Here is a 16,172-nt window from a genome sequence, read left to right on the forward strand (position 1 = left end):
CCCACAGGAAGGTGCGCACCATGCCGGAGGACCGCAAGCTCGTCGACTACCTGAAGTGGGTCACGGCCGACCTGCACCAGACGCGGCAGCGGCTGGCCGACGCCGAGGCCGGCCGGGGCGAGCCGATCGCGATCGTCGGCATGGCCTGCCGGTTCCCCGGCGGTGTCCGCTCGCCGGAGGACCTGTGGCGCCTGGTGGCCGACGGCGCCGACGGCATCGGCGAGTTCCCGGCCGACCGCGAGTGGAACCTGGCCGTGCTCGCCGGCGACGGCCGCGGCCACAGCGCCACCGACGTCGGCGGGTTCCTCTACGACGCGGCCGAGTTCGACGCGGCGTTCTTCGGCATCTCGCCCCGCGAGGCCACCGCGATGGACCCGCAGCAGCGCCTGTTGCTGGAGACGAGCTGGCAGGCGTTCGAACGAGCCGGCCTCGACCCGGAGACGTTGCGCGGCAGCCGCACCGGCGTGTTCGTGGGCACCAACGGGCAGGACTACGCCGAGCTCGCGCTGGGCGCCGGCGAGGACGTGGAAGGCCACGCCGGCACCGGGCTCGCCGCGAGTGTCGTGTCGGGCCGGATCTCCTACGTCTTCGGGCTCGAAGGCCCGGCGATGACGATCGACACGGCGTGCTCGTCCTCGCTGGTCGCGCTGCACCTGGCCGGGCAGGCGCTGCGCAGCGGCGAGTGCACGCTCGCGCTGGCGGGCGGCGTCACCGTGATGTCGACGGCCATGGGCTTCGCCGGCTTCACCCGCCAGGGCGGGCTCGCCGAGGACGGGCGCTGCAAGGCCTTCTCCGACGACGCGGACGGAACCGGCTGGTCCGAGGGCGTCGGCATGCTGGTCGTCGAGAAGCTCTCCGACGCCAGGAAGAACGGCCACCCGATCCTCGCCGTCGTCCGGGGTTCCGCGGTGAACTCCGACGGCGCGTCCAACGGCCTCACCGCGCCGAACGGGCCGTCGCAGCGGCGCGTGATCCGGCAGGCGCTGGCCAGCGGCGGCCTGTCTGCTCAGGACGTCGACGTCGTCGAAGCGCACGGCACCGGCACCGTCCTCGGTGACCCGATCGAGGCGCAGGCCGTGCTCGCGACCTACGGGCAGGAGCGGGAGACGCCCGTCTACCTCGGAGCCGTGAAGTCGAACCTCGGGCACACGCAGGCCGCCGCCGGCGTCGCCGGGATCGTGAAGATGGTCATGGCGCTGCGGCACGCGACCTTGCCGAAGACGCTCAACGTCAGCACGCCGTCGTCCCATGTGGACTGGTCGGCCGGTGCCGTCGAGCTGCTCACCGAGCAGCGGCCGTGGCCCGAGGTCGAGCGCCCGCGCCGGGCCGGGGTGTCGTCGTTCGGCATCAGCGGCACCAACGCGCACGTGATCCTGGAGCAGGCACCGGATCCCGAACCCGCCGAGGTGCCGGCGCGACCCGCGCCCGCCGCGGTGCCCTGGGTGCTGTCGGGCCGGACACCCGCCGCGCTGAAAGCGCAGGCGAAGCGGTTGCACGGCGTTGCCGGGGACGCCGATCTGCTGGATCTGGCCCATTCGCTCGTGACCACGCGGTCGGCGTTCGCGCACCGCGGCGTGGTCGTCGGGGCGGAGCGGGCCGATCTGACCGGCGGCCTGGCCGCCATCGAGGAGGGGCGGCCGGCTCCCGAGGTCGTCGAGGGTGTGGCCGACGTGTCGGGCAAGACCGTGTTCGTGTTCCCGGGCCAGGGCGTGCCGTGGACGGGGATGGGCGGGCGGCTGCTGGACGAGAGCCCGGTGTTCGCCGCGAAGATCGCCGAGTGCGCCGAAGCGCTGCGCCCGTACGTGGAGTGGGACTTGGCCGAGGTGCTGCGCGGCGGGCCGGACGCGCCGTCGCTGGAGCGCGTCGACGTGGTGCAGCCGGCGTCGTTCGCGCTCACCGTCGCGCTGGCCGCGGTGTGGCGCTCCTCCGGGATCGAGCCCGACGCCGTGGTCGGGCACTCGCAGGGTGAGGTCGCGGCCGCCGTCGTCGCGGGCGCGCTGAGCATCGCCGAGGGCGCGCGCGTGGTGGCGCTGCGGGCGAAGGTGCTCACGCGCACGATCGCCGGCCGCGGTGGCATGCTCGCGATTCCCCTGCCGCTCGACGAGGTCGAGGAGCTGCTGGCCGGCACGCCGATCGCGGTCGCCGCGGTGAACAGCTCCGGGTCCGTGTCGGTGTCCGGTGAGCTCGGGGCCCTCAACCGGCTGTTCGACGACCTCACGGCGCGCGACGTGCGCGTGCGCCGGATCTCGATGGGCTACGCGTCGCACTCGCCCGAGGTCGAGGTGCTGCGCGACGAGCTGCTCGCCGAGCTGGGCGAGGTCACCGCGAGCACCCCCGAGATCCCGATCTACTCGACGCTGACCGGCGCGAAGCTCGACGAGCCGATGACCGCGGACTACTGGTACCGCAACCTGCGCGGCGTCGTGAGGTTCGAGGACGCCGTGCGCGCGCTGCTCGCGGACGGCTACCGCGCCTTCGTCGAGACCAGCGGCCATCCGGTGCTGACCGCCAACGTCACCGGCGTCGTCGAGGACACCGAGACCACCCGCACTCTTGTCACCGGCACGCTGCGCCGTGACGACGGCGGCCTGGTCCGCGCGCTCAAGTCGCTCGCCGCCGCGTACACGCGGGGCCTGCCCGTGGACTGGCGGCCGTTGGTCGACGGCGCCCGCACGATCGAGCTGCCGACGTATGCGTTCCAGCGCGAGCGCTACTGGCCGCGCAAGGCCGCGATGACCGGCGACGTGACCTCGGCCGGGCTGTTCCCCGGCGCGCACCCGCTGCTCGGTGCGACGGTGGCGCTGGCCGGGTCCGACGGTGTCGTGTGCACCGGCCGGATCTCCGCGCGCACGCACCCGTGGCTCGCCGACCACACGCTCGGCGGCGTGATCCTCTTCCCGGGCACGGGTTTCCTGGAGCTCGCCGTGCGGGCCGGCGACCACGTCGGCGCCGGGCGCGTCGAGGACCTCACGCTGGCGGTGCCGCTGGTGCTCGGCCCGGAGGACGCCGTGACGATCCAGGTGAGCGTCGGCGCGGAGGACGAGCAGGGCGGGCGCCCGGTGACCGTCCACTCGCGACCGGCCGACGACCCGGACGCGGCCTGGACCGAGCACGCGAGCGGCCTGCTCACCGAGGACGCACCGGCCGCAGCCTTCGACGCCTCGGTGTGGCCGCCTGAAGGCGCTGAATCCGTCGATGTGACCGGCTTTTACGAGAACTCCTCTTACGGTCCGCTGTTCCAGGGCCTGCAGGCTGTGTGGCGCCGGGGCGACGAGGTGTTCGCCGACGTCGTCCTGCCCGGCCGGGGCGACGGCGCCGACGCGTACGGCGTGCACCCGGCCCTGCTCGACTCCGCGCTGCACGCCGCCACCTTCGTCGGCTCGGGTGCTGCGCGCGGCCGGATCCCGTTCGCGTGGAGCGGTGTCACGCTGCACGCGGGCGGCGCGTCTGCGCTGCGCGTGCGGCTGGCCGGCGACGACACCGGCACGATCAGTGTGGTCGCTGCCGACGTGACGGGCCGTCCGGTGCTGGCTGTCGAAGGTCTCGCGTTGCGGGCGGCTTCGGCGGTCCCGGCCGCGAAGCCGGACGTCGCGGGCGAATCGCTGTTCCGGCTCGACTGGGTGCCGGCCGAGGTGCCGGCGGTCGCGGGCGGGCGCCGCTGGGCCGTGGTCGGGGCCGACCCGTTCGGCGTCGCCGACGAGGTGGTGGTCGCCGGGGAGATCGTGTCGGGCTATGCCGAGACGCTCGCGGGCACCGTCGCCGGGACGAGCGCGCCGGATGTCTGCCTCGTGCCGTTGACCGGCGCCGAAGGGCCGGCGGCCGTGCACGAGCTGACCGCCCGGGCCCTCACGGTGCTGCAGGACTGGGCGGCCGACGACCGGTTCACCGACACGCGGCTGGTGTTCGTCTCGCGCGGCGCGGTCGCCGCGGCCGCAGGCGAAGCCGTGCCCGACCCGGCCGCCGCCGCGGTCTGGGGCCTGGTGCGCTCCGCGCAGGCGGAGAACCCCGGCCGGTTCCTGCTCGCCGACATCGACAGCGCGACGACCTCGCTCAGTGCTCTCGCCGGCGCCGTCGGGCTGCTCGACAGCGGCGAGACGCAGGTCGTGCTCCGTGACGGCGCCGTCCGCGTGGGTCGCCTCGCGCGCCTGGCGACGGGCACAAGCCTCGTGCCGCCGTCGGGTGGGGTGCCGTGGCGGCTCGCCACCACCGGCAAGGGCAGCCTCGACACCCTGGTCCTCGAACCCCGGCCCGAGTTCCTCGACGAGCCGGCCGGGCGCGACGTCCGCGTGCGCGTGACGGCCGCGGGCATGAACTTCCGCGACGTGCTCAACGCACTCGGCATGTACCCCGGCGAAGCGGGCGCGTTCGGCGCCGAGGCCGCCGGCGTCGTCGACGCGATCGGTCCGGCCGTGACCGACCTCGAGGTGGGCGACCGCGTCTTCGGCATGCTCGGCGGCGGTTTCGGCACCCACGCCGTGGCCGACGAGCGCTTCCTGGCCCGCACACCCGACGCCTGGTCCGAAGTGGACGCCGCGTCGGTCGCGCTGGTGTTCCTCACCGCCTACTACGCCCTGGTGGACCTCGCGAACCTGAGGCCGGGGGAGTCCGTCCTGATCCACGCCGGCGCGGGCGGCGTCGGCATGGCCGCGATCCAGCTGGCGCAGTACCTGGGTGCCGAGGTGTTCGCGACGGCGAGCGAGTCCAAACAGGACACGCTCCGGGAGCTCGGGATCGCCGAGGACCACCTCGCCTCCTCGCGCACCACCGAGTTCGAGGAGAAGTTCGCGCGCGCCACCGGCGGCCGCGGCGTGGACGCCGTGCTCAACGCCCTCACCGGCGAGTTCCTCGACGCGTCACTGCGGCTGCTCGCCGACGGCGGCCGGTTCCTGGAAATGGGCAAGAAGGACCTGCGCGACCCCGCGACGCTGGGTGACATCGCGTACCACCCGTTCGACCTCGGCCAGGTCGACCCGCACCGCGTGCAGGAGATGCTGCAGAGCCTGCTCGCGCTGTTCGCCGAGGGCGCGCTCGAGCCGCTGCCGGTCCGGACCTGGGACGTGCGCGACGCGCGGGAAGCGTTCCGGTTCATGAGCCAGGCCAGGCACATCGGGAAGCTCGTGCTCACCGCGCCGCCCGCGTGGAACCCCGAAGGGACGGTCCTGATCACCGGCGGCACGGGCGTGCTGGGCGGCCACGTGGCCCGCCACCTGGTGCGTGAACGCGGCGTGCGGAACTTGCTGCTCGTCAGCCGCAGCGGCGCGGCCGCGAACGGCGCCGACGAGCTGCGGCAGGAGCTCACGGGCGCGGGCGCGGCCGTGCGGATCGCCTCGTGCGACACCTCCGATCGGGCCGCACTTGCCGAGCTGCTGGCCAGTGTGCCGGTCGACCATCCGCTCACCGCGGTGGTCCACACCGCCGGGATCCTCGACGACGGGGTGATCCCGTCGCTCACGCCGGATCGCCTGAGCGCCGTGCTGCGGCCGAAGGCCGACGCCGCGTGGCACCTGCACGAGCTCACCCGCGAGAGCGACCTGGCCGCGTTCGTCCTGTTCTCGTCGTTCGCCGGCGTGAGCGGCGGGCCGGGCCAGGGCAACTACGCGGCGGCCAACGTCTTCCTCGACGCCCTCGCCCAGCACCGCGCGGCCCTCGGCCTGCCCGCGACTTCACTGGCCTGGAGCCTGTGGGCCGAGTCGAGCGGCATCACCGGCAAGCTGTCCCGCGCGGATGTCGAGCGCATCGACGCCGCCGGGCTGCCGACGATCGGCACCGGACAGGGACTCGCGATGTTCGACGCCGCCCTCGCGGCACGCGAACCGCTGATCGCGGCCCTGCGCGTCGCCGGTGGCGGCAAGCCGCAGGGCGAGGTGCCGGCGTTGCTGCGGGGACTGGTGAAGACGCCGCGCAAAGCGGCGGCGAAGGCCTCGTCCTCGGCGTCGTCGGTCCGCGACCGCCTGGGCGGACTGGACGCGGCCGCCCAGCGGCAGCTGCTGCAGGACCTGGTGTGCGACTTCGCCGCGGCGCTGCTCGGGCACCGCGACGCGAGCTCCGTCGACCCCGAACGCGACTTCCTCGAGGCCGGGTTCGACTCGCTCATCGCGGTGGAGCTGCGCACGAAACTCGGCGAGGCGACGGGCCTGCGGCTGCCGTCCACGGCGGTGTTCGACAACAAGACCCCGGCCCGGCTGGCCGAATGGCTGCGCGACGAGCTGGCCGGCTCCGTCGCGGCCGCCAACGCGCCTACGCCCGGCACTGCGGCCCCGGTCGCCGGCGACACGCTGGACCGGCTGTTCTTCCGCGCCGCCAACGGCGGCAAGCTCACCGAAGCGCTCGGCATGCTCAAGGCCGTCGCGGCTATCCGCGACACCTTCGAGACACCGGCGGAGCTCGAGGACCTGCCCGAGGCCGTCACCCTCGCCGACGGGCCGGCCTCGCCGCGGCTGATCTGCGTCAGCTCCCCGGTGGTCACCGGCGGCGTGCACCAGTACGCGCGGATCGCGGCGCACTTCCGCGGCAAGCGCCACGTGTCCGCGCTGCCGCTCGTCGGCTTCGCGCTCGGCGAGCCGCTGCCGGCTTCGGCGACGGCGGCCGCGCGCGTGGTCGCGGAAAGCGTGCTGCACGCCAGCGACGGGGACCCGTTCATCCTGGTCGGGCACTCGTCCGCCGGCTCGCTGGCCTACGCCGCCGCGGGCGTGCTGGAGCAGACGTGGGGCGTGCGCCCGGACGGCGTGGCGCTGCTGGACACGCTGAGCATGCAGCACCGCGCGGGCGAGAACGTCGACTTCGTGGAGACCACGCGGTTCTACCTCGCGGAGATCGAGAACCCGACCGTGACGCTCAACAGCGCCCGGCTCTCGGCCATGGGCCACTGGTTCAGCAAGATGGCCGACCTCGAGACGCCGACGACGACCGCGCCGACGCTGCTCGTGCAGTGCGCCGTGGACCTCTTCGGTGACGAGATCGAGCACGACCAGGACGACCTGCTCTCCCGGGTCCCGGCCGACGTCGTGACGACGGTCGCCGCCGACCACTTCTCCCTCGCCAAGGAGGACTCCGCCCTGACCGCGCAGGCGGTCGAGGAGTGGCTCAGCACGCTCTGAGCCGCGCCACCCCAGCTCGGGCCTGGTCATCGCCGTTTCGACCCCGGCGGCGACCAGGCCCGGCCCAGTTCCGGGCTTTTCGCGTCGCGGGGTTTTCCCCGGCGGAAGAACGGGTAGAGATCACGGACACGCGACGACGGGAGGCCTCATGACCAGTGCCGTGGCGGTGCTGCCCGGGTGGCTGCGGATCCGGTCGGCTCAGGCGCCCGGCTGGGTGCGCGCGCCGTGGCCCGCCGAGGACGACCGGTCGCTGGCCCTGGTCTTCCGCGTCGCCCGCGGTGCGGGGATCTCCCGGCGCTCGGCCGCGCGCCTGTGCCGCCGGCTGGTCCGGGAAGGCCACCTCGCCGAAGGCCGCGATCGGCTGCTCGCCGCGTTGCACGACACCCTGCGGCCGCGCGTGCCGGCGGAACGCCTGGCCAAGGCGACGGCCGACGCCTTGCTGCTCGACGCGTTCCAGACCCTGCCCCACGGTCGCCGCGGCCTGCTCTGGTCCGCGTTGCGGGAGCGGCGCACCGCGGCGGAGCTGGCCGTCGAGTCCGGGCTGCCCGCGCAACGCGTGCACGAACAGCTCCGCGACGCGCTGCGCGAGCTCGCCGCCTGCCGGCCCGCCTGATCGCACGAAAGAGCCGCCCCACGGCGTGTGGGGCGGCTCTTCGGAAGAGCTTCAGTCCTTGAGGGACAGTGCTCCGGACGGGCAGGTCTGCACCGCGTCGCGCACTTCGACGCCCGACCCGGGTTCCGCGACGACGGTGACGATCCCTTCGTCGTCCTGGTCGAACACGTCGGGCGCGTTCAGCACGCACTGGCCGGCGCCGACACAGCGGCCGCGGTCCACCTCCAGCTCCATCACGGTCTCCTTCCTCACCAGCGCACCGGCAGGCCGTGCAGGCCGAAGAGCACGCCGTCGTACTTGAAGGGCAGCTCGGCCACCGGCGCGTCGAGCGCGAGCGTGGGGATGCGCTCGAACAGCGTCCGGTACGCGATCTCCAGCTCCGCCCGCACGAGGTTCTGCCCGAGGCACTGGTGCACGCCGTAGCCGAACGCCACGTGGTGGCGCGCAGAGCGGTTGGGGTCGAACTCGGCCGGGTTCGAGAACGGGCAGCCGTCGTGGTTGGCGGCGGCGATGAGCGGCACGATGCCCTCGCCCTTGCGGATCAGCTGGCCGCCGATCTCGACGTCCTCGGTCGCCACGCGCAGCGCGACCAGGTCCGCCACCGAGTGCAGCCGCAGCATCTCCTCGACCACGCGGTCGTCGCCGATCCAGTCCGGGTTCAGCAGCAGCGTGACCACGCCGAGGGCGATGTTGTTGGCCGTGGTCTCGTGCCCGGCGATGAGCAGCAGCATCGACACCCCGGACATCTCGGCCGGGCTGATCGCTTCGCTGGCCAGCAGCTGCGTGATCAGGTCCTCGCCGGGGCGCTTCTTCTTGATCGTGATGAGCCGGCCCAGGTAACGCAGGATCTCCTTGCCCGCCTTCTCCTTCTCCTCATCGGTGGAGAAGAACGAGACCAGCGTGCGCGTCTTCGACTCGAAGAACTCGTGGTCGGCATACGGCACCCCGAGCAGCGCCGAGATCACCAGGGACGGCACCGGCAGCGCGAACTCGGCCACCAGGTCCGCGGAGTTCCCGCCGGCGAGCATGGCGTCGATGCGACCGTCGACGATCTCCTGGATGGCCGGGCGCAGCTCGCGGATCTTGCGCACGGTGAACTCGGGGATCAGCGTCTTGCGGAACCGGCCGTGCTCGGGCGGGTCGAGGGCGACGAACCAGCCGGGCACGTCGGGCACCCCGCCCGTGCGCCCGATGCGAGGGAAGCCTTCGTGGCCCGGGTTGGAGCTGATCCGCGGGTCCGTGAGCACGGCGCGCACCTCTTCGTGGCGCGTCACGAGCCACACGGTGTTCCCGCCGGGCAGCTGCGACCGCACCAGCCCGGGCTGCTCGCGCAGCCGCGCGTATTCCGGCGGCGGGAACGGCGCTCCCTCCCGGCGGGCGGGGAACTCGACGAGGGTCGTCGACTCGGCGCTCGGCATGGCAGGTGTCTCCCTTCGGACGGGCGCTCAGCCCGCCTGGTAGAACTCGCGGACCTTGCCCGTGATGTGGTCCTGGTCGGCCTCGGTCAGCCCGGTGTGCGTGGGCAGGTAGAAGCCGTCTTCGGCGAAGGTGTTCGCCTTGAGCTGGGGCCAGACCGGGTCGAGGTACAGGGGCTGACGGCTCATCGGCTTGAAGAACAGCCGCGTCTCGATCCCGTTGTCGGCCAGGAACGCGCGCAGCTCCTCGCGGCGGGTGGCGCGCAGGTCGTACATCCACAGCACGTCGCGCGGGGGCATCAGCGTGATGCCGTCGATGCCCGCGAGGCCGGCGTCGTAGCGGGCCTCGATCTTGGCGCGCTCGGCGAGGATTTCGTCCAGGCGCTCGGTCTGGGCGAGCGCGACGGCGGCCTGCATGGCCGTCATGCGGAAGTTGTAGGCGAGCTTCTTGTGCAGGAAGCTGTGGTCGCTCGTGAACGCCATCGCGCGCAGGTGCGCCATCTGGCCGGCCAGGTACGCGTCTTCGGTGAGGCAGATCCCGCCCTCGCCGGAGGTGATGATCTTGTTGGCGAACAAGGAGAAGCACGCGATGTCGCCCACCGGCTTCACGCCGTGGGCCTCGGCGGAGTCCTCCACCACGCGCAGGCCGTACTGGTGCGCCAGGTCCATGATCGGGCCCATCGCGCAGGCGCGGCCGTAGATGTGCACCGGCATGATCACCTTGGTGCGCGGGGTGATCTTCTCCTCGATCAGGGCCGGGTCGATGTTGAGGTCGTCACCGCAGTCGACGAACACGGGCGTGGCGCCGGTGTAGGTCACGGCCCACGCGCTGGCGATCATCGTGAACTCCGGCACGATCACCTCGTCGCCGGGACCGACGCCCAGCGCCCGCAGCGCCAGCGTGAGCGCGGTGGTGCCCGACGAGCACGCGACACCGTGGGCGCTGCCGTTCCAGGCGGCGAATGCCTCCTCGAACCGCCGGACGAACGGGCCCTGGGAAGAGATCCAGCCGTCGCCGATGGTCTCGGTGACGTAGTCGAGCTCGTGGCCGGTCAGGTGCGGCCGGGACACCGGGTACTGGTACGCCATGGAGAGTCCTCGCTCGGGGTTCGGGGGTCAGGGGCGCGCGAGCAGCGCGAGCACGGCGTCGGCGGCGGCTTCGCGGCCGCCGGCTTCGCGTTGCGCGCGGGAGAAGTGCTCGGCGCGCGTGCGGTAGCGCGACTGCTCCAGCACGCGGGTCAGCTTGTCGGTGACGTCGTCGGGGTCGAAGGTGTCCGGCCGGTCGAGGGTGAGGCTCACGCCGGCGTCGGCGCCGCGGACGGCCTGGTCGTAGCAGTCCACCCAGAGCGGGCGGATGACGAGCGGCTTGCCGAAGTAGATGCCTTCGTGGAACCCGTTGCCGCCACCGTGGTTGAAGAACACCTTCACGCTGGGATGTGCCAGCACGTCGAACTGCGAGGGCACCCAGTCCTCGATGCGCAGCGTCGGCGGCAGGTCGGCGGGCAGGAAATGCTGCTGCTCGCTCGGCAGCTTCCACAGCACCGAATGCCCGCGCGAGCCGAGGCTGCGCGCCACCTCCACGAGCGAGGCGACCTGCTCACGGGTGAGCCGCGTGATCGTGCCGAATCCCATGTAGACGACGGAGTCCTGCGCGTCGAGCCACGCCGGGAGCTCCTCGGCGCCGGGCGCCTGCGGCAGCGGCGGCACGAGCGCGCCGACGAGCTTCATGTGCTCCGGCACGGGGAAGGGGTAGTCGAGGCCGGCGACGGAATAGCACAGCACGAGCTGTGCGTGGTCGATGCGGGACATCACGCCGCCGGCCTCGGGCGCGATGCCCAGCTCGGCGCGGACCTCCTTGTCCTTCGCCAGCTGCTTCGCCATCTCCGGCTTGAGGAACATCGCCAGCGTGCGCAGCTTGAACAGGCGGTTCTCCCAGCGCTGGCGCGCGGTCATGCGGTAAGGCAGGCCCGAGTGCGGCACGGGGAAGTCGCGGCCGGTGTAGCTCTTGGCGAACGGCGTGTAGGCCGTGAGCATGGTGCTCGCCATGAACGGCACGCTGAGCACGTAAGGGATCCCGCGTGTGATCGCCAGCTCGAACGCGAACTGCGACATGCTCTCGATCACCATCAGCGCCGGCTCGATCTTGTCGACCGCGGCCTCGAGCTTGCGGTACTTCGCCACCCGCAGCCCGGGGTCGAGCGTGTGCTCGATGACCGCGCGGTGGGCCCTGAACCGCGAGCGCTGCGTCACGGCGCGGTAGGTCTCGTCGCCCCACGTCACCGCCGACATCTCGGGGACGACGTCGCCGAGGGAGGCGAACTCGACGATGCTGCGCGCGCCGTGGCCGCCGAGCTCTTCGACGGCGCCGCGCCGGTTCTCGTCGGTGGCGAACCAGAGGTCGGGCACGCCGCGGCGGGCGAGCTCGCCGGCCAGCGTGAGCACCGGGTTCAGCAGCCCCGCCTCGGGTGAGCTGACGAACAGGATCGGCCGCCGGACGTCCGGGTCGGCGGGGTCGTCGGTCTCGTGCACGGGTTTCTCCTCGGCTCGGTGCTGCCCACGTCCGGACTCTGTGATCCCACGCGGGGGCCGGGAAAATCCCTAGAACCGGCGGCGAAACGCGTCCGGGAGCGCGGTTTCTGGGGGTTTCCCTTGATCGCCGCGCGGAAACTGGGCTTCGGGTGGGGCCGTCCGGTGACGGCGCCCGGGGGGAGCAACCCATTCCACGCAGGGTCGAGGAAGAGGTTCACCGAACATGGCGATGATCTGCGGGACGGACTCCGTCCGCACACTGACCGACCTCGAACGCGACGCCGTGAAGATGGCCGAAGAGCTGGCGTCGCGGGGGATCGGCCGTTCGGATCGGGTGCTGCTGAAGGCGGACAACTCGGTGGGCTACCTGACCGCGCTGCTCGCCTTGATGCACGTGGGCGCGTCGGTCGCGCTCATCGACCACCAGGAGAAGGCCGAGTCCACCGGCGAGCTGATGGACCGGGCCGGCGTGGTGCTGTGCGTGACGGACGAGAACGCCGAGCTGCCCGAGGACACCGACGTCAGCCGGATCACGATCTACGAGCTGGCCCTGGCCTCGGCCGGGCGCACGCCGAAGGCGACGCTCGACACCACCTCGTGGTCCGAGCTGCCCGACGGGTTGCTGATGTGGTCGTCCGGCTCGACCGGCAAGCCGAAGGCGATCGTGAAGTCCGGCGGCTCGTTCCTCGAGAACCTGCGCCGCAACATCGACGCGGTGGGGCACCGGGAAAGCGACGTACTGGCGCCGTTCCTGCCGTTCTCGCACCAGTACGGGCTGTCGATGCTGCTCATCGCGTGGCTCACGCGGTGCTCGCTCGTGGTGGCCCCCTACCGGCGGCTCGACCACGCGCTGAAGATGGCCGACCTGTGCGGGGCCACGGTGTTCGACGCGACGCCCGCGACCTACCGCAGCATGCTCAACATCGCCCGCAAGCGCCCGGCGCTGCACGCGACGCTGAACCGCGCGCGGATGCTGTGCGTCGGCGCGGCGCCGCTGATCCCGGGCCTGGTCGACTCCTACGTCGGCGAGTTCGGCAAGCCACTGCTCGACAGCTACGGCAGCACCGAGCTCGGCAACGTCTCGTTCGCCACGACCGACAACCCGGTGGCCACGGGCCGCCCGGTGCGCGGCGTCGAGCTGAAGATCGTGGACGACAACGGCGTCGAGCTGCCCGCGGGCGAGACCGGCGAGATCCTGGTGCGCACGCCCGACGTGATGGCCGGCTACCTCGACGAGTACGGCCAGGTCGACCCGGTGCTCGGCGACTGGTTCGCCAGCGGCGACTTCGGGATCCTCGACCGCGGCGGCAGCCTGCACGTGCTCGGCCGCAAGCGCGCCGTGCACCGCGGCGGCTACACGCTCTACCCGGACATGATCGAGCGGCGCGTGGCCGAGACCGGCTGCCTGACGAAGATCGTCGCGGTGCCGTGCGAGCGCTACGGCAGCCAGCTGATCGCGTTCGTGGAGGACGAGAAGGATCGCGACGCGGCGTTCTGGCGGGCGCGGATGGCGGAGGTGCTGCCCGCGTACGAGGTGCCGAGCCGGGTCGTGGTGATCGACGCGTTCCCGCTCAACCGCAACGGAAAGCCCGACAGCAAGCGGCTGCAGGAACTGGCGGTCACGGCATGAGCTCGCCCCACCCGGCGCCGTCCCCGCTTCCCGGCGGGGGCGGCGCCGCCGCGGTGTTCCCGGGGATGGCCGCGGCCTCGTACGCGGATCTCGGGCGGTTCCTCGTGCTGGACCGGTACGCCCGGCCACTCGTGCGGGCGGCCGACGAGGCGCTGGGCGATTCGCTGCTGACCGGATACCGCGCGGAGGAGTCGACGTACGGGCCGTTCTCCCAGGTCGCGTTCCTCGTGGCGTCCCTCGCCTGCGCCGAGCGGGCCACGGCCGAACTGGGCCTGCGTCCGGACGTCTGCGCGGGCGCGAGCTTCGGCCACCGCCCGGCCGCCGTGCTCGCCGGGGCACTGTCCTTTCCGGACGCCGTGCGGCTGACGGCGGACCTCGCGCGCTGCGAGGTCGCGTATTTCGGGGAGCTGGGCGAAGAACTCGTGACGCAGTGTTTCGTCCGCGTGCCCGACGGCGTCGTGTCGGCGTTGCTGGCGGACTTCGCGGAACGAGGGGAGTGGCTCGAGCTGTCGGTGGAGCTGGGCGACGGCTCGGTGATGTTGTCGCTGCCGGAGCGCCTGCTCGACGAGGTGATCGCCACGATGCGCGAGGCCGGCGCGTACGTGATGCAGACGATGCGCCCGGCCGTGCACGCCCGACGCTTCACGCCGCTGCGCGAGCTGGCCACCCCGTTCGTCGACCGGTGCGCCCTGACCGACCCGGCGCTGCCGCTGATCGCCGACCAGGACGGCCGCGTGCTCCGCACCGCCGCCGAGGTCCGCACGATGCTGCTCGACACCTTCGACCACCCCGTGGACTGGCCGGCGATGGTGACGTCGCTGGCGGCCGGGGGAGCGGCCACCGCGTACGTGACCGGCCCGGACCAGCTGTTCCACAAGCTGGCGGCGACGAAACGCGCGTTCGCGACCGTCGTGCCGGTGACGCCGAAGACCGCCCAGCGGCCGGTCACGCAGCCGGTCTGAAAACCACCGAAGGCCCGCCCGATCACCGGGGCGGGCCTTCGCTGTGTCCACCGAGACTTGTGTATAACGACCTATACAGCTCGCGATGGGTGCCGCAGCTCAGCCGGGGAGCTCGACCGGCGCCAGCTCGGCGAAGACATCGCCAGGACCGGGGTTGGCCGGGAAAGTCGTGCCACCCAGGTGGTCGAGCACGCCCCACACCGCGTTGAGCGCCGTGGTGACGGCGCCCTCGGCGAAGCCGGCCGTCCAGGAGATGTCGTCGCCGCAGAGGAAGAAGCCGCGGCGGTCCGGCGGCAGGTCGTGCTGGCGGAACTGGGTGAACAGGCGGCGCTGGTAGCGGTACTGGCCGGGCAGGTTGGCGCGGAAGGCACCCATGAAGTGCGGTTCGCGCTCCCAGCTGATGGTGACCGGGTCGCCGATCACGTGCGACGCGATGTCCACACCGGGGTAGATGGACTCGAGCCGGCGCAGGAGCACGGCCAGGCGCTCGTGGTCGTCGAGCGTCGCGAACTTCGCCGAGTCGTCGTTCCACGTGTAGGACAGGCACATCACGCCCTGGCGGTCGGGGCCGTGGTCGAACAGGTACACGCCGCGGGGCGAGCGATCGGTGAGCGTCATGCCCATCACGTCGTGGCCACCGTCCGGGTCGGCGTCGAGCCAGAACGGGCGGTCGGTGAGCACGAAGAGCTTCGACGAGCTCATGTAGTGCGTGCGCTCGACCGCGGTCCACTCGTCGGTGGTCAGCAGCGGTTCGTGGCAGTCGACGCGGCCCAGCAACGCCCACACGTGCGGGGTGAACACCACCGCGGGGTAGGCCTCCGACCGCCCGGTCGCGTCGGTGACCACGAGGTCGCGGCCCGCGCGGCGGATCTTCGCCACCGACGGGCGCGGGCTGCCGCGGTGCAGCGCGGCGAGCGAAGTGCCTTTCGGCCAGAACACCGTGTCCGGCGAATGCGTCCACAGCCCGCGCGGCACCTGCTGCGCGCCGCCGACGATGCTGACCTGGTCCACGTCGGCGTGGGTGTAGACCACGCGCAGGATCTCCAGGATCGAGTTCGGGAAGTCGGTGTCCCAGCCGCCGGTGCCGAAGCCGACCTGGCCGAACACCTCGCGGTGGCGGAACGAGTCGAACGCGCCGGAGCGGGCGAGGAAGCCGTAGAAGGACTCGTCGTCCAGCTCGGCGACCAGGCGGTTCCACACGGCCTTGATGAGGCCGACGTCGCGGCGCAGGATCGCGTTCTCCATGGTCGAGAGCTCGGCGCGATCCTGCAGCGCCTTGTCCCACGCGTCGGCGACCTCCTGGTACACCGTCGGCAGGTCGCGCGCGGTGCGGGCGCGGTGCACGGTGCCGCCCAGCTCGATCACGGTGCTGGGGGTCGTGGGGGCGAGCGGGTTCGGGAACGGCCCGGTCTCGAGCCCGAGCGCCTCGATGTAGTGGAACAGCGTGGTCGCCGACGGCGGGAAGCGCATCGCGCCGAGGTCGGCGACGGCGTGCTCGTGGTCGCCGAAGGTCACCGACCGCATGCGCCCGCCCAGCTCGCCCGCCTCGTAGACCACGGGCCGCAGCCCGAGGCGCATGAGCTCGTACGCCGCGACCAGCCCGGAGACCCCGCCGCCGACGACGGCCACGGGCGTGCCGTGCCGGTGGGCCGGCAGTTCGCCGAGGCCGGCCGGGTGGGTCACCCAGCGGTCGTAGCCGAAGGGGAAGTCGGGCACGAGCATCGTCATCCGCTCGGTCGCGGCCAGCGTCATTTCGGCACCTCATTCTCCGGGTGATCGCCTCCGATGGTGCGGGCGCGCGGTCCGGGAAAACCCGAGAGATCCCGGCGGGAAAGGGCCGTCGTCTAAGGGAAAGTACAGCGGGACCGTCCCTAACATCCGGGCACGATGGGTGTCCTCCTGCCTGCTTAGGGGTGGTTCTGCGTC

General features: G+C 72.5%; 9 protein-coding genes. 4 read left to right on the forward strand and 5 right to left on the reverse strand.

The window, feature by feature from the left end; genetic code table 11:
- The first annotated feature begins 20 nt into the window (after positions 1–20).
- Both AB0878_RS21760 and AB0878_RS21765 read left to right on the forward strand, forming a co-directional pair.
- A complete protein-coding gene (locus AB0878_RS21760) occupies positions 21–7,097 on the forward strand; it encodes an SDR family NAD(P)-dependent oxidoreductase (RefSeq protein WP_366582066.1) in 7,077 nt (2,358 codons plus the stop codon).
- A gap of 148 nt (positions 7,098–7,245) precedes the next feature.
- Positions 7,246–7,710, forward strand: coding sequence for a hypothetical protein (locus AB0878_RS21765; RefSeq protein ID WP_366582067.1), 465 nt, complete (start codon positions 7,246–7,248; stop codon positions 7,708–7,710).
- Positions 7,711–7,761: 51 nt separating this feature from the next.
- Here AB0878_RS21765 and AB0878_RS21770 read toward each other — a convergent pair whose 3' ends face one another.
- From AB0878_RS21770 to AB0878_RS21785, 4 genes are read right to left on the reverse strand one after another with little or no spacing between them, the layout of a single operon-like run.
- Positions 7,762–7,944: a (4Fe-4S)-binding protein gene (locus AB0878_RS21770; protein WP_366582068.1), complete on the reverse strand. Its 183-nt coding sequence runs from the start codon at positions 7,942–7,944 to the stop codon at positions 7,762–7,764.
- A gap of 14 nt (positions 7,945–7,958) precedes the next feature.
- Positions 7,959–9,128 carry a cytochrome P450 gene (locus tag AB0878_RS21775; protein ID WP_366582069.1) on the reverse strand — a complete coding sequence of 390 codons (1,170 nt, stop codon included), beginning with the start codon at positions 9,126–9,128 and terminating at the stop codon, positions 7,959–7,961.
- A 27-nt stretch (positions 9,129–9,155) separates the two neighbouring features.
- Complete coding sequence (locus AB0878_RS21780; protein WP_366582070.1) at positions 9,156–10,214, reverse strand: DegT/DnrJ/EryC1/StrS family aminotransferase; 1,059 nt, start codon at positions 10,212–10,214, stop codon at positions 9,156–9,158.
- Between the two features lie 27 nt (positions 10,215–10,241).
- Positions 10,242–11,654 (reverse strand): glycosyltransferase, encoded by a 1,413-nt coding sequence (locus AB0878_RS21785; RefSeq protein WP_366582071.1) that lies wholly within the window; start codon positions 11,652–11,654, stop codon positions 10,242–10,244.
- A 223-nt stretch (positions 11,655–11,877) separates the two neighbouring features.
- On the opposite strand from AB0878_RS21785, the gene AB0878_RS21790 reads away from it, so the two are divergent.
- Positions 11,878–13,284, forward strand: a complete 1,407-nt coding sequence (locus AB0878_RS21790) for a class I adenylate-forming enzyme family protein (protein ID WP_366582072.1) — start codon at positions 11,878–11,880, stop codon at positions 13,282–13,284.
- Positions 13,281–14,246: an ACP S-malonyltransferase gene (locus AB0878_RS21795; protein ID WP_366582073.1), complete on the forward strand. Its 966-nt coding sequence runs from the start codon at positions 13,281–13,283 to the stop codon at positions 14,244–14,246. The genes AB0878_RS21790 and AB0878_RS21795 overlap by 4 nt, the downstream gene beginning before the upstream one ends.
- A gap of 99 nt (positions 14,247–14,345) precedes the next feature.
- Here AB0878_RS21795 and AB0878_RS21800 read toward each other — a convergent pair whose 3' ends face one another.
- Complete coding sequence (locus AB0878_RS21800; protein ID WP_366582074.1) at positions 14,346–15,998, reverse strand: NAD(P)/FAD-dependent oxidoreductase; 1,653 nt, start codon at positions 15,996–15,998, stop codon at positions 14,346–14,348.
- Between the last annotated feature and the right edge of the window lie 174 nt (positions 15,999–16,172).

The sequence above is a fragment of the Amycolatopsis sp. NPDC047767 genome (assembly GCF_040704195.1).
Lineage (GTDB): Bacteria > Actinomycetota > Actinomycetes > Mycobacteriales > Pseudonocardiaceae > Amycolatopsis.

What these genes read in the sequence shown, in the direction of transcription:
- AB0878_RS21770 (WP_366582068.1), bottom strand. Translation starts at nt 7,944, where the DNA reads ATGGAGCTGGAGGTGGACCGCGGCCGCTGTGTCGGCGCCGGCCAGTGC.
- AB0878_RS21780 (WP_366582070.1), bottom strand. Translation starts at nt 10,214, where the DNA reads ATGGCGTACCAGTACCCGGTGTCCCGGCCGCACCTGACCGGCCACGAG.
- AB0878_RS21800 (WP_366582074.1), bottom strand. Translation starts at nt 15,998, where the DNA reads ATGACGCTGGCCGCGACCGAGCGGATGACGATGCTCGTGCCCGACTTC.
- AB0878_RS21765 (WP_366582067.1), top strand. Translation starts at nt 7,246, where the DNA reads ATGACCAGTGCCGTGGCGGTGCTGCCCGGGTGGCTGCGGATCCGGTCG.
- AB0878_RS21760 (WP_366582066.1), top strand. Translation starts at nt 21, where the DNA reads ATGCCGGAGGACCGCAAGCTCGTCGACTACCTGAAGTGGGTCACGGCC.
- AB0878_RS21795 (WP_366582073.1), top strand. Translation starts at nt 13,281, where the DNA reads ATGAGCTCGCCCCACCCGGCGCCGTCCCCGCTTCCCGGCGGGGGCGGC.
- AB0878_RS21775 (WP_366582069.1), bottom strand. Translation starts at nt 9,128, where the DNA reads ATGCCGAGCGCCGAGTCGACGACCCTCGTCGAGTTCCCCGCCCGCCGG.
- AB0878_RS21790 (WP_366582072.1), top strand. Translation starts at nt 11,878, where the DNA reads ATGGCGATGATCTGCGGGACGGACTCCGTCCGCACACTGACCGACCTC.